The following is a 13,764-nucleotide window of genomic DNA, read 5'->3' as shown; positions in this document are numbered from 1 at the left end:
CGTACCCTGGACACCCCCGGCCCGTCACACGAGTCCGGGCGTTCGTGTTGCCCCACCCCCGACTCCACCCCCTTGCCCACCCGGACGGGAAACACCCCGAATGAGCCTCCACGGCCTGCTAGACGCCGTAGTCAAGGACGCCCCTCTCGCGGAAGCGATCAGGGCGGCATCAGACGGCCACCGCACCCACATCGACCTGGTGGGCCCCCCGGCGGCCCGCCCCTTCGCCGTGGCCGCCCTCGCCCGGGACGCCGGCCGCCCCGTACTCGTCGTGACGGCGACGGGCCGCGAGGCCGAGGACCTGGCGGCGGCTCTGCGCTCCCTGCTCCCTCCGGACGGCGTCGTGGAGTACCCGGCCTGGGAGACACTGCCGCACGAGCGCCTCAGCCCGCGCAGCGACACCGTCGGCCGCCGCCTCGCCGTGCTGCGCCGCCTGACGCATCCGCGCCCCGACGACCCGGAGACCGGCCCGGTCTCGGTCGTCGTCGCGCCCGTCCGCTCGGTCCTCCAGCCGCAGGTCAAGGGCCTGGGCGACCTGGAGCCGGTCGCCCTGCGCTCGGGCGGGACGGCCGACCTGAACCGTACGGTCGAGGCGCTCGCGGCAGCCGCGTACTCCCGCGTGGAGCTGGTCGAGAAGCGCGGCGAGTTCGCCGTACGCGGCGGCATCCTGGACGTCTTCCCGCCGACCGAGGAGCACCCCCTGCGGGTGGAGTTCTGGGGCGACGACGTCGAGGAGATCCGGTACTTCAAGGTCGCCGACCAGCGCTCCCTGGAGGTCGCCGAGCACGGTCTGTGGGCGCCGCCGTGCCGTGAGCTGCTGCTGACGGACGAGGTCCGGGAGCGGGCGCGGGTGCTGGCCGAGCGCCACCCGGAGCTGGGCGAACTCCTCAACAAGATCGCCGAGGGCATCGCGGTCGAGGGCATGGAATCCCTTGCTCCGGTCCTCGTCGACGACATGGAACTGCTGATCGACGTCCTGCCGAAGGGCTCGATGGCCATCGTGTGCGACCCGGAGCGGGTGCGGACGCGGGCGGCCGACCTGGTGGCCACCTCGCAGGAGTTCCTCCAGGCGTCCTGGGCGGCGACCGCCGGTGGCGGCGAGGCGCCGATCGACGTCGGCGCGGCCTCCCTGCGGTCCCTCGCGGACGTCCGCGACCGGGCCCGTGAGCTGGACATGATGTGGTGGTCGGTGTCGCCGTTCGCGGCCGACGAGGAGCTGGAGGCGGACACCCTCAAGCTCGGCATGCACGCCCCCGAGACCTACCGCGGCGACACCGCCAAGGCGCTCGCGGACACCAAGGGCTGGCTCGCCGACGGCTGGCGCACGGTGTTCGTGACCGAGGCCCACGGCCCGGCCGCCCGCACGGTCGAGGTGCTCGGCGGCGAGGGCATCCCGGCCCGGCTGGAGGCCGAGCTGGGCCGGATCGCCCCCTCGGTCGTGCATGTCGCCTGCGGCTCGATCGACTACGGCTTCATCGACCCCGTCCTCAAGCTCGCGGTCCTCACCGAGACCGACCTCACCGGCCAGAAGGCGGCCGGCAAGGACGGCGCCCGGATGCCCGCCCGCCGCCGCAAGACCATCGACCCGCTCACCCTGGAGGCGGGCGACTACATCGTCCACGAGCAGCACGGCGTCGGCCGCTACATCGAGATGGTCCAGCGGACCGTGCAGGGCGCGACCCGCGAGTACCTGGTCGTCGAGTACGCCCCCGCCAAGCGCGGCCAGCCCGGCGACCGCCTCTACATCCCCACCGACCAGCTCGAACAGATCACCAAGTACGTCGGTGGCGAGGCCCCGACCCTGCACCGCCTCGGCGGCGCAGACTGGACGAAGACGAAGGCGCGCGCGAAGAAGGCGGTCAAGGAGATCGCCGCCGACCTCATCAAGCTCTACAGCGCCCGGATGGCGGCGCCCGGCCACGCGTTCGGGGCGGACACCCCGTGGCAGCGTGAACTGGAGGACGCCTTCCCGTACGCGGAGACGCCCGACCAGCTGACGACGATCGCCGAGGTCAAGGAGGACATGGAGAAGACGGTCCCCATGGACCGCCTGATCTGCGGCGACGTCGGCTACGGCAAGACGGAGATCGCGGTCCGGGCCGCCTTCAAGGCCGTCCAGGACGGCAAGCAGGTCGCCGTGCTCGTGCCCACGACCCTCCTGGTGCAGCAGCACTTCGGCACGTTCAGCGAGCGGTACTCGCAGTTCCCGGTCAACGTGCGGGCCCTGTCCCGCTTCCAGACGGACACCGAGGCCAAGGGCACCCTGGAGGGGCTGCGCGAGGGCGCGGTCGACATCGTCATCGGCACCCACCGCCTCTTCTCCGCCGAGACCAAATTCAAGGACCTGGGTCTGGTCATCGTCGACGAGGAGCAGCGCTTCGGCGTCGAGCACAAGGAGCAGCTGAAGAAGCTGCGCGCGAACGTGGACGTGCTGACGATGTCGGCGACCCCGATCCCGCGCACCCTGGAGATGGCGGTCACCGGCATCCGCGAGATGTCGACGATCACCACACCGCCGGAGGAGCGCCACCCGGTGCTCACCTTCGTCGGCCCGTACGAGGAGAAGCAGATCGGCGCGGCCGTCCGACGCGAACTGCTGCGCGAGGGCCAGGTCTTCTACATCCACAACCGGGTGGAGTCCATCGACCGCGCGGCGGCCCGGCTGCGCGAGATCGTCCCCGAGGCGCGGATCGCGACGGCCCACGGACAGATGTCGGAACAGGCCCTGGAGCAGGTCGTCGTCGACTTCTGGGAGAAGAAGTTCGACGTCCTCGTCTCCACGACGATCGTGGAGTCGGGCATCGACATCTCCAACGCGAACACCCTGATCGTGGAGCGGGGGGACACCTTCGGCCTGTCGCAGCTGCACCAGCTCAGGGGCCGGGTCGGCCGAGGCCGGGAACGCGGCTACGCGTACTTCCTCTACCCGCCCGAGAAGCCGCTGACGGAGACCGCCCACGAGCGCCTCGCCACCATCGCCCAGCACACGGAGATGGGCGCGGGCATGTACGTGGCGATGAAGGACCTGGAGATCCGGGGCGCGGGCAACCTGCTGGGCGGCGAACAGTCCGGCCACATCGCGGGCGTCGGCTTCGACCTGTACGTGCGGATGGTCGGCGAGGCCGTCGCGGACTACCGGCGCCAGCTGGAGAGCGGCGGGATCGAGGAGGAGCCGCCGCTCGAGGTGAAGGTCGAGCTGCCGGTCGACGCGCACGTCCCGCACGACTACGCGCCGGGCGAGCGGCTGCGGCTGCAGGCGTACCGGGCGATCGCCTCGGTCAACACCGAGGCCGACATCGCGGCCGTGCGCGAGGAGCTCGTCGACCGCTACGGCAAGTTGCCGGAGCCGGTGGAGAACCTGCTGCTCGTCGCCGGGCTGCGCATGCTCGCCCGGGCCTGCGGGGTGGGCGAGATCGTGCTGCAGGGCACCAACATCCGCTTCGCGCCGGTGGAACTGCGGGAGTCCCAGGAGCTCCGCCTCAAGCGCCTGTACCCGGGCACGGTCATCAAGCCGGCCGCCCACCAGGTGCTGGTGCCCCGCCCGAAGACGGCGAAGGTCGGCGGGAAGCCGTTGGTCGGGCGGGATCTGCTGGGGTGGACCGGGGAGTTCCTGGCTTCGATCCTCGGGTCGTAGTGGCGTAGTGGCGTAGTGGCGTAGTGGCGTAGCGGCCCGGCGCGGCAGAGGGTGCCGCCGGGGCCGCTGTCGTCGTGTTCCCGGCGGCCGCTACGGTGTTGAGCAGGCAGGACGGGGAACCCCGAGCGGGACCGCCGAACGGCTGCAGACGAAGGAGAGGGGTGTCGCGTGGTGCGTCTGAGGGGTGGGGTCGCCGCCGTCGCTCTGGTGCTGGTCGCCGCGACCGGCTGTGAACTGGACAGCACGGGCGGCTCTGCCGGACCGCAGGAGAACCCGGCAGGCGGCGGGGGCGCGGCGTACGCCGCCGCGGAGGCGCTGACCGTCAAGGGGCGGGCGCCCAAGAACAACTACGACCGCGGCGAGTTCGGCAGCGCGTGGGCCGACACGGACTCCAACAGCTGCGACACCCGCGACGACATACTCAAGCGCGACCTGGACGACGTGAAGTTCCGGGACGGGGACTGCACGGTGGTCTCCGGTGTGCTCGACCCGGACCCGTACACGGGGAAGGACGTGCCGTACGTACGGGGCCGCAGCAAGATCGACGTGGACCACATGGTGGCCCTCTCCGACGCCTGGCAGAAGGGCGCCCAGCAGTGGGACGACAGCAAGCGCATAGCCCTGGCCAACGACCCGCTCAACCTGCTCGCGGTCGACTCCGGCACCAACCGCGGCAAGGGCGACGGTGACACGGCCACCTGGCTCCCGCCGAACAAGGCCTACCGCTGCACCTACGTGGCCGCCCAGGTCGCCGTGAAGACGAAGTACGGCCTCTGGGTCACCTCCGCCGAACAGGCCGCCATGAAGCGTGTCCTGACCACCTGTCCGGAACAGCAGCTCCCCACCGGCGGCAACCCGACGAAGGCCCCGGCCCGCTTCCACGCGGACTGAGGCCGTCGGGGTGCCGCCGGGCGGCGCGGCGCGTCAGCCGAAGTCCTTGTCCATGTCGATGACCTTGCCCTTGGGGGCCTTGGCCGGGACGGGCTTGTCGTAGTCGGTGAAGACCAGGTCGCCGGGCTCCTTGGCGGACTTGCTGACGACCCGCAGGAGGTACGGCTCACCCTCGGTGGCGACGTACAGGGTGTAGCGGTCCTTGCCGTCCTTCTCGTCGAGGACGATCGCGGGGGTGCCTTCGACCTCGGAGGTCTTGCCGCGCGTGGCGTTGGAGTCGACGTCCTCGAAGTCGGCGAGGACGGTGTCGAGGTCGCAGAAGCTCGCCATGTCCTTGGAGTCCTCGCCGGCCGCGGACGTCTTGGTCCACTTGTCGGCGAGCATGTCGACGACCATGTCGGCCTCCTCCTTGGAGGAGTCCTTCGACTGGGCGCGCAGGAAGGCCTCGTCGTACTTCATGTAGAGGGTGTCGCCGACCTTGATCAGTTCGGCCTGGCCCTCGCCGCCCATGCTCATGGTGCCGGCGCAGTCACCCTTCTTGTTCATCGCCATGTCCATCTGGACCGTGCCGCCGGCGGACTCGTCCTCGATCTCGCCCTTCATCCGGAGCGATTCGGCGCCGGAGGTGGCCTTCACGGCCTTGTCGGCGATCTCGCCGCCGGACAGCCCGGCGAAGGGGCCGTCGGCCTTGTCCTCGGACATGCAGCCGGTGAGCGAGAAGGTGGCCGCGGCGGCGATGCAGACAGCGGCGAGTGCGGTGCGACGCATGGGAGTTCCCCCCTGGGAATCGATGTGTGGTGCGTGGAACGAGCGGTGGTGTGGCGCCGGTCCGAGAGCGGTGTGGCGAGCGCTGGACGGTGGCGTCAGCGCGCGCGGGTGTCGAGTACGTCGCCCGCGGATTCGTCATCCGTGACGCGGCCTCGCTCGTCGGGCTTCCGGCCGGCGTGGGCCGGGGAGTCGAGGCGGGCGGGGCCGTCGCCGTCCACGGTGAGGTCACCGTCTTTGTCCATGGCGTGCTTCTCCCCCCGGTGTACGTGTACGACAGTTGCGGCCGACGTGTGACCACCCGGATCGGGTGGCCCGTCGTTCGATGGGTCAATCACAGCAGAGCTTGTGAACCGAGTCAACACGGTTCACGAGATTGTGCGTGTACACGGCGTGAAGGGGTAGATCTTGCGTGCGTCGGTATGCTCGACGTCACACAACCAGGTACGAGGGGAGCCGGGCGCGTGCAGGGGAACGGGACAGAGGTCACCGCCGCGGACATCGCGCGGCTCGCCGGCGTGGGTCGTGCCGCCGTCAGCAACTGGCGCCGACGGCATGCCGACTTCCCCAAACCGGTCGGCGGCACCGAGACCAGTCCGGCCTTCGCGCTCGGGGAGGTCGAGAGATGGCTGCGCCACCAGGGCAAGCTCGCCGAGGTCCCCCTGAAGGAGCGTGTCTGGCAGCAGGTCACCGGGCACCCGGAGGGCCCTGTCGCCGCGCTGGTGCACGTGGGCTGCGCCCTGCTGTACCTCCACGAACGGCCCCTGACCTGGCTGGAGTCGAGCGCCTGCCCCGACGACGCGCAGCTGGCCCGCGACCTGTCCGATCCGCTGTGGCAGGTCCTCGCCCCCCGCCTCGGTGCCGCCCGCGAGAGCGCCGTACTCCGGCCGACACCCGCCGGGTTGCTGCCCTCGATCCCGCTGCTGCGCGGCGCCACCGAACTGGCGGCCGATCTGGGGGCGCGGCAGACCTTCGAGTTCCTGCTCGCCCGGCACCTCGACGCCAACCCGCGCCAGTACACGCTCACTCCGGGCGACCTCGCCGAGCTGATGGCCGAACTCGCCGGGCCCGCCCGCTCGGTGCTCGACCCGGCCTGCGGCACCGGCGCGCTCCTGCACGCCGTCCCCGCCCGCCCCGGCCAGGAGCTGTACGGCCAGGACAGCTCCCGCGAACTGGCCGCCCTCACCGCGCTGCGCCTCGCCCTGAAGACCGGGAGCACGGTCCGTACCGCCCGGGGCGACAGCCTCCGCGCGGACGCCCACGAGCGGCTCAGGGCCGAGGCCGTCCTGTGCCACCCGCCGTTCAACGAGCGCAACTGGGGCCACGACGAACTGGCCTACGACCCCCGCTGGGAGTACGGCTTCCCGGCCCGTACGGAATCCGAACTCGCCTGGGTGCAGCACGCCCTGGCGCGCCTGGAGGACGGCGGCACCGCCGTGCTGCTGATGCCGCCGGCCGTCGCGAGCCGCCGCTCCGGGCGCCGTATCCGCGCCGACCTGTTGCGCCGGGGCGCCCTGCGCGCCGTCATCGCCCTGCCGGTCGGCGCGGCACCCCCGTACAACATCCCGCTGCACCTGTGGGTGCTGCGCAGGCCCGGCAGGGCGTCCGTGCCGCCCCAGTTGCTGCTCGTCGACACCGGGCGGCTCGTCCACGAGGGGCGGAGCGGATTCGACTGGGCGGGGGTCCGTGCCGCCGTGCTCGACGCCTGGCGGCCCTTCGACCGGACCGGCGAGGTGACGGAACGGCCGGGGCTCAGCCGCTCGCTGCCGGTCATCGAACTGCTCGACGACGACGTGGACCTGGCCCCCGCCCGGCATCTGCCGCCCCCGGCCGCGGGGGGCGGCGCCGAGCAGCTGACCGCCGTACGCGACCGCCTCGGCGAGACCCTCCGTCTGACCGCCGACCTCACGCCCCCGCCCGCCGGGCAGGCGGGGCCGGCGCGCTGGCCGCTCACCACGGTCGGTGAACTCGCGCGCGGGGGAGCCCTGGTGCTGCGTACCGGCGGAAGCGGCCCCCACGCGCGCGTGCTCACCGACCACGACGTCCTGGCCGGCACGGCACCCTCGGGCACCCTGCCCGAGTCGGGCGAGGACCCCGTGCTCGTGGAGCCCGGTGACATCGTCGTCCCCGTCCTCGGCGGCGGCGGGGTCGCGCGGGTGATCGACGAGGCGACCGCGGGCGCCGCCCTCGGCCGCAACCTCACCCTGCTGCGCCCCGACCGGGCCGCGCTCGACGCGTGGTTCGTCGCCGGTTTCCTGCGCGGCACCGCCAACAGCCGCCAGGCCAGCAGCTACGCCTCCACCGCGACCCGTCTCGACGTGCGCCGCCTCCAACTGCCCCGGCTCCCGCTGGACCAGCAGCGCCGCTACGGCGAACGCTTCCGCGCCCTCGCCGCCTTCGAGGACGCCCTCCGCCAGGCCGGCCGCCTCGGCGAACGCCTGGTCCGGGGCATGTACGACGGACTGACGGACGGCTCCGTCGCCCCGGACTGAACCCGCGCCGCGGGTCCGCGGACCCGCGGGCGCCCGGCCCGGCCCGGCCAACTCCCTCTACGATCAGCCTTACCGGACGGAACCGCTCCGCCCACGGCGGCGTGACCAGCACTGCGGTACTACAACGGTTGTCCACAACCCTGGACCTCTTGTCGTCAACGACCGATACCCTCGGGACGACATCGCACGTCAACTCTCGCCAGGCCCTCAGGAGCAGCCATGCAAGGCCACGGCTATGCGCCGACACCGCCCCCCGGCCCCGACCAGGGGGGCCAGGTCACACTCCGTGTGATCTTCGTGGTGGTCGCGGTCATGAGCTGTGGCCTGCTCGCCTGGGCGTGCCTGCTGCGGCTCGCCTCGGTGACCCGCAGGCCCCGCGACTGGTGGCTGTTCGCCCTGGCGCTCGTCCACATCATCGCGACGCTGTACATCATCGGCACCGACCCGGGCGAGGAGGAGTTCACCACCTGGCGCGGCGACGTCGGCATGGGCATGCTCTTCGGCGGTCTCGTGGCGATCGTCGCGTACTACCTGTACGCGGACATAACCCACTCCAACCGTGCTCGGACGGCCCTCTCGTCGCCGTACGCCCAGACCACGGCGTACTCGCAGCAGAGCGGGTACAGCTACCCGCCGGTCCAGGTCCCGCAGCCCTACATCCCCGCACCGCCGGTCGCGCAGCCGCCCGTCCAGCATCAGCCTCCGCAGCCCCCGCTCCGGCCCGAGCCGGAGCCGCAGCGGCCGGGCCCCGCCCGCATCGACCAGGTGCGCGCCGAGCTGGACGAGCTCAGTGACTATCTCCGCAATCACGAAGGAGACCGGTGACCTTGGGGAAGGGCACCGGCCGCCTGATCACCGGCCGCTACGAACTGTCCACGCTCATCGGCCAGGGCGGCATGGGCCAGGTGTGGACGGCGTACGACCAGCGCCTCGACCGGCGCGTGGCGGTCAAGCTGCTGCGCCCGGACAAGGTCGCGGGCCAGGAGGCCGACGAGCTGCGCCGCCGCTTCGTGCGCGAGTGCCGGGTGACGGCCCAGGTCGACCACCCCGGCCTGGTGACCGTGCACGACGCGGGCAGCGAGGACGAGGAGCTGTTCCTCGTCATGCAGTACGTCGACGGGGCCGACCTCGCCGACCATCTCGCGGAGCACGACCCCTACCCGTGGCAGTGGACCGTCTCGGTCGCCGCCCAGCTGTGCGCCGTGCTCTCCGCCGTGCACGCGGTGCCGATCATCCACCGTGACCTCAAGCCGCGGAACGTCATGGTCAAGCAGGACGGCACGGTCACCGTCCTCGACCTCGGCGTCGCCTCCGTGATGGACACCGACACCACCCGCCTGACCCACACCGGCTCGCCCATCGGCAGCCCCGCGTACATGGCCCCCGAACAGGCCATGGGCGGCGCGGTCGGCCCCTACACCGACCTGTACGCCCTCGGTGTGCTGATACACGAACTGCTCAGCGGGAACGTCCCGTTCACCGGCTCCACGGCCCTCGGTGTCCTGCACCGCCACCTCTACGAGCCGCCGGTACCCGTCCGCCGACTGCGCCCCGAGGTCCCCGAGTCCCTGGAGGCCCTGGTCCTGCGGCTGCTCTCCAAGGACCCGCAGCACCGCCCGTCCTCCGCGCAGGAGACGTACGAACAGCTCCTCCCGCTGCTCCCCGCGCGCGGTATGCCCACCGGCTCCCCGCTCGACCCCACGCGCCCCTTCCTGCGCCCGCACGCCCCCTGGCCGGACCGCGCCCGGATCCCCGCGACGCAGCCGTCCGCCGCGCCCGACCCCGCGCCCGCGGCCGACAAGCCCGACGTGGCGGGGGCCGTCGACGAGGTCAAGCGGCTGCTCGGCGAGGGCCGCATCACCCAGGCCGTCGACATCCTCGGCGCGATCCTCCCGGCCGCCGCCGCCCAGCACGGCGAGCACTCACCCGTCGTCCGCACCCTGCGCAAGCAGTACGCGGCCACCCTGATGGACGACGGGCAGTACCGCCGCGCCCTGCCCGAGCTGCGCCGCCTCGCCGACGAGCGGGCCACCGAGGCCGGCCAGGCCGACCCCCAGGCACTGCGCTGGCGCTACGACTCCGCCCAGTGCCTCGAACAGCTCGGCGAACCGGCCGCGGCCCTCGCCGAGTACCGCTCCCTGCTGCCGTACTACGAGAACCAGTACGTCGGCGGCGACCCCGAACTCGCCCTCGACGTCCGCCGCCGCATAGGCCACCTGCTCCTCGCCCTCGGTGACCGGGGCGCCGCCCACGAGACCCTGGGCCGCCTGCTGGTCGACGTCGAACGGCTGCGCGGGCCCGCCCATCCGCTCGCGGGCGAGGTCCGGCGCACGCTGCAATGGCTGGGACAGGTACGCGGCTGACGCGGAGCACGGCTCCTATGTTTGCGCCACCTTGGCCGAAGTTTGCCAGGCAACAGCAAGGAGAGCCGCGGCGGCCACACGATCACCGTGGACCGCAGCGCCTGGGACGCCCCGGTGGCGGCGCGGTCCGGGAGCGACGGTGCCCGAAGTCGGCGTGAATCGTTGGTCGAATGGCTGGCCGAGAGCAGGGCCACTGCCTACCATCGATCACCGCAAGACCTTGTGCGCCCGCCCGTCGCCCGACCGTCACCCCTCATCGAGGCGCTGCGCGCCACACCAGTCTTCACCATCTCCTCTGGAGGCTCACTTGCACCGCCGCCGTCGCTCCGCGCTCCTCCTCTCCGCAGCGATCGTCGCCGCGGCCCCGCTCCTCACCGCCTGCGGAAGCGACGCGCATCCCGGCGCGGCGGCCGTCGTCGGCCAGGACCGGATCACGGTCGCGCAACTGGAGAACCGGGTGAACCAGGTGCGCACCGCCCAGCGCGCCGTCAGCACGGACGAGAGCCAGTACCAGCAGGCCGTCGCCCAGAGCAGCGCCCTCACCCGCAACACCCTGAACGGCATGGTCCTGGAGAAGGTCCTCGACCAGGCCCTCAAGGACGCCGGTGTGATCGTCACCCGCAAGGAGGTCCAGAAGTACCGGACCGACCTGGAGGCGGAGGCCGGCGGCGCCGAGGCCCTGGAGGCGGCCTACCTGCAGCGCTACAGCGTCGCCCCGGAACAGCTGGAGGAAAGCCTCCGCAGCGACGTCGAGGTCCAGAAACTCGCCGCCTCCCTCGGCGCCGACCTCAACACCCAGGAGGGCGGCGCCGTCTTCTGGAAGGCCCTCTCCGCGGCCTCGAAGAAACTCGACGTGGACCTCAACCCCCGCTACGGCAGCTGGGGCGTCGACCCGGCTTCCGGCCGGGTCGGCCTGGTGGACGCCAAGACACCGTGGCTGAAGGAGGTCACCCGCGCGGCGACGCCGGAGCAGGCGCAGGGGTGAGCTTGCGGGCGGCGCGGCCGGGCCGTGTCCGTCGCGGCCGCCCCGGCCGCCTGCCTGTGGACAACTCCGGGGGCCGTCCGTGACGTGGGTTACGTTCGGGGGGTGAACGCACACCGCCCCGACGGCACCTCCGCCATCACGGTCCCCGAGAGCACGGCTCCCGAGGCCACGGCCCCCGAGACCGCGGCCTCCACCCCCGGCCCCGGCCGGGTCGTCCTGCTCACCACCAGCCACCGGGTCGCGCCCGGTCTGCTCTCCTGGCCGGCCTGGCAGGCACTGCACGGGGCGGACCGCGTCCTGTGCGCGGACGGAGCGCACCCCCAGCTCCCCTATCTCCGCGAGGCCGGCATCACGGTGGAGCGGGCGGCCCCGACGGCCGAGGAACTGGTGGACGACTGCGCCGGCGGCCGCACGGTGGTCGTGGTGGCCACCGCCGAGGGCGAACCTCGCCTCACCGACGGCCTGGCCCGCCTCGCCGGCTCCGGCCCCGTCCACATGCCGTTCCTGGAGCTGCTCCCCGCCTCCTACGACCTCCCCGGCGCCCGTCTCCTCGACCTCGTCCAGGTCATGGACCGGATCCGGGCGGAGTGTCCCTGGTCCTCCCGGCAGACGCACCAGGGCCTCGCCAAGTACGGCATCGAGGAGGCGTACGAACTCGTCGAGGCCATCGAGGAGGGTGAGCGCGACGAGCTCCGCGAGGAGCTGGGCGACGTCCTCCTCCAGGTCGTCTTCCACGCCCGCATCGCCGAGGACGACCCCGACACCCCCTTCTCCATCGACGACGTGGCCGCCGGCATCGTCACCAAGCTCATCCACCGCCACCCCCATGTCTTCGCAGACGCGACGGCCACGACCCCGGAGGAGGTCAAGGCGCACTGGCTGCGCACCAAGGCCGTCGAGAAGCAGCGCGAGTCGGTCACCGACGGCGTACCCCTCGGCCAGCCCGGTCTCGCCCTCGCCGCCAAGCTCTCCTCCCGCGCCCGCACCGCCGGCCTCGACGTCCCGATACCTCCCGGCGACGACCTCGGTCACGCGCTCCTCACCCTCGCCGCCGACGCCGAGTCCCGGGGCGTCGACCCCGAGGCGGCCCTCCGGGCGGCGGCTCGCGCGTACCGGGACGCGATCAGGGTCGCGGAGGGGCTGTCGGCGGGGCCGGGGAGGACGGCCGGCCGGGAGGAGTCCGAGGAGGAGGGCGACGAGGGCGCCGACGGGAGCTGACCCGACGGGCATCCGTACGCACGGGCCGGAGGCGACGGCCGGGCCGGATACCGTCGGCGGGTGACCAACCAGCCCGCATCCAGCTCCGCCATGCCCACGGGAACCGGCGCGCCCGACCTCTTCACCTGGGAGTTCGCCACCGACCCCTACCCGGCGTACGCCTGGCTCCGTGAGCACGCCCCCGTTCACCGCACGTGCCTGCCCAGCGGCGTGGAGGCCTGGCTGGTCACCCGCTACGGCGACGCCAAGCAGGCCCTCGCCGACGGGCGCCTGTCGAAGAACCCGGCGCATCACGCCGAGCCCGCGCACGCCAAGGGCAAGACGGGCATCCCCGGTGAGCGCAAGGCCGAGCTGATGACGCATCTGCTGAACATCGATCCGCCGGACCACACCAGGCTCCGCCGTCTGGTGTCGAAGGCGTTCACGCCCCGGCGGGTCGCCGAGTTCGCCCCCCGGGTCCAGGAGTTGACCGACCGGCTGATCGACGGGTTCGCGGAGAAGGGCGAGGCCGACCTCATCCACGAGTTCGCCTTCCCTCTCCCCATCTACGCGATCTGCGACCTGCTGGGCGTCCCCCGGGAGGACCAGGACGACTTCAGGGACTGGGCGGGCATGATGATCCGGCACGGCGGTGGTCCGCGGGGCGGCGTCGCGCGGTCGGTGAAGAAGATGCGCGGCTACCTCGCCGACCTCATCCACCGCAAGCGGGAAGCGCTCACCGAGCACCCCGCCCCGGGCGAGGACCTCATCTCCGCGCTCATCCGCGCCTCCGACCACGGGGAGCACCTCAGCGAGAACGAGGCCGCGGCGATGGCGTTCATCCTGCTGTTCGCCGGGTTCGAGACCACCGTCAACCTCATCGGGAACGGCACGTACGCCCTGCTCACCCACCCCGAGCAGCGGGCCCGCCTGCAGACCTCCCTCGCCGCCGGGGAGAGCGGGCTGCTCGAAACCGGTGTCGAGGAACTCCTGCGCTACGACGGCCCCGTCGAACTCGCCACCTGGCGCTTCGCGACCGAGCCCCTCACGCTCGGCGGGCAGGACATCGCCGTCGGCGACCCCGTCCTCGTCGTCCTCGCGGCGGCCGACCGCGACCCGGCCCGCTTCGACGACCCCGACACCCTGGACCTCTCCCGCCGTGACAACCAGCACCTCGGCTACGGCCACGGCATCCACTACTGCCTCGGCGCGCCGCTCGCCCGGCTCGAAGGCCAGACCGCGCTGGCGACGCTCCTCACCCGGCTCCCCGATCTGCGACTCGCAGGGGATTCGGCCGATTTGAGGTGGCGGGGAGGTCTCATCATGCGTGGATTGCGCACGCTTCCGGTGGAATTCACGCCACGAAAACGGCCGTGAGTGCGGGGTGATCGCGCCGTGAGCGGCCCGTAGTTGTACCCCGACGGGCCGTAGCACTAC

General features: G+C 72.4%; 10 protein-coding genes. 8 read left to right on the top strand and 2 right to left on the bottom strand.

The genetic code is table 11. The annotated features are described in order from the left end of the window. Positions 1 to 100: 100 nt before the first annotated feature. Together mfd and STRBO_RS0135660 are read left to right on the top strand one after the other, a co-directional pair. A complete protein-coding gene (gene mfd, locus STRBO_RS0135665) occupies positions 101 to 3,634 on the top strand; it encodes a transcription-repair coupling factor (RefSeq protein ID WP_005485780.1) in 3,534 nt (1,177 codons plus the stop codon). A gap of 168 nt (positions 3,635 to 3,802) precedes the next feature. Beyond that, positions 3,803 to 4,525 carry an HNH endonuclease family protein gene (locus STRBO_RS0135660; RefSeq protein WP_005485779.1) on the top strand — a complete coding sequence of 241 codons (723 nt, stop codon included), beginning with the start codon at positions 3,803 to 3,805 and terminating at the stop codon, positions 4,523 to 4,525. A gap of 33 nt (positions 4,526 to 4,558) precedes the next feature. Here the strand turns inward: STRBO_RS0135660 and STRBO_RS0135655 are convergent, their stop codons facing one another. Further along, the gene (locus STRBO_RS0135655; protein ID WP_005485778.1) at positions 4,559 to 5,293 is read right to left on the bottom strand and encodes a lipoprotein; all 735 of its coding nucleotides are present in this window, start codon (positions 5,291 to 5,293) and stop codon (positions 4,559 to 4,561) included. 95 nt (positions 5,294 to 5,388) lie between these two features. Further along, positions 5,389 to 5,535, bottom strand: coding sequence for a hypothetical protein (locus STRBO_RS44005; protein WP_005485777.1), 147 nt, complete (start codon positions 5,533 to 5,535; stop codon positions 5,389 to 5,391). Positions 5,536 to 5,754: 219 nt separating this feature from the next. Between STRBO_RS44005 and STRBO_RS0135645 the strand changes: the two genes are divergently transcribed. From STRBO_RS0135645 to STRBO_RS0135620, 6 genes are all read left to right on the top strand, one after another. After that, positions 5,755 to 7,782 carry an N-6 DNA methylase gene (locus tag STRBO_RS0135645; protein ID WP_020115611.1) on the top strand — a complete coding sequence of 676 codons (2,028 nt, stop codon included), beginning with the start codon at positions 5,755 to 5,757 and terminating at the stop codon, positions 7,780 to 7,782. A gap of 219 nt (positions 7,783 to 8,001) precedes the next feature. Further along, positions 8,002 to 8,607 carry a hypothetical protein gene (locus STRBO_RS0135640; RefSeq protein WP_020115610.1) on the top strand — a complete coding sequence of 202 codons (606 nt, stop codon included), beginning with the start codon at positions 8,002 to 8,004 and terminating at the stop codon, positions 8,605 to 8,607. 44 nt (positions 8,608 to 8,651) lie between these two features. Further along, on the top strand, positions 8,652 to 10,145 hold the full coding sequence (locus STRBO_RS0135635) for a serine/threonine-protein kinase (protein ID WP_272926615.1): 1,494 nt from the start codon (positions 8,652 to 8,654) through the stop codon (positions 10,143 to 10,145). Between the two features lie 307 nt (positions 10,146 to 10,452). Then, entirely contained in the window at positions 10,453 to 11,130 is a 678-nt protein-coding gene (locus STRBO_RS0135630) for a SurA N-terminal domain-containing protein (RefSeq protein WP_005485772.1), read from the top strand. A gap of 102 nt (positions 11,131 to 11,232) precedes the next feature. Beyond that, a complete protein-coding gene (locus STRBO_RS0135625) occupies positions 11,233 to 12,348 on the top strand; it encodes a nucleoside triphosphate pyrophosphohydrolase (protein WP_005485771.1) in 1,116 nt (371 codons plus the stop codon). 60 nt (positions 12,349 to 12,408) lie between these two features. Further along, positions 12,409 to 13,704, top strand: a complete 1,296-nt coding sequence (locus STRBO_RS0135620; RefSeq protein WP_005485769.1) for a cytochrome P450 family protein — start codon at positions 12,409 to 12,411, stop codon at positions 13,702 to 13,704. The last annotated feature ends 60 nt before the right edge of the window (positions 13,705 to 13,764 follow it).

The sequence above is a fragment of the Streptomyces bottropensis ATCC 25435 genome, assembly GCF_000383595.1.
In the GTDB taxonomy this organism is placed as follows: domain Bacteria; phylum Actinomycetota; class Actinomycetes; order Streptomycetales; family Streptomycetaceae; genus Streptomyces; species Streptomyces bottropensis.
The sequence above is the reverse complement of the archived record's forward strand: the minus strand, read 5'-3'. Positions and strand labels throughout refer to the sequence as shown.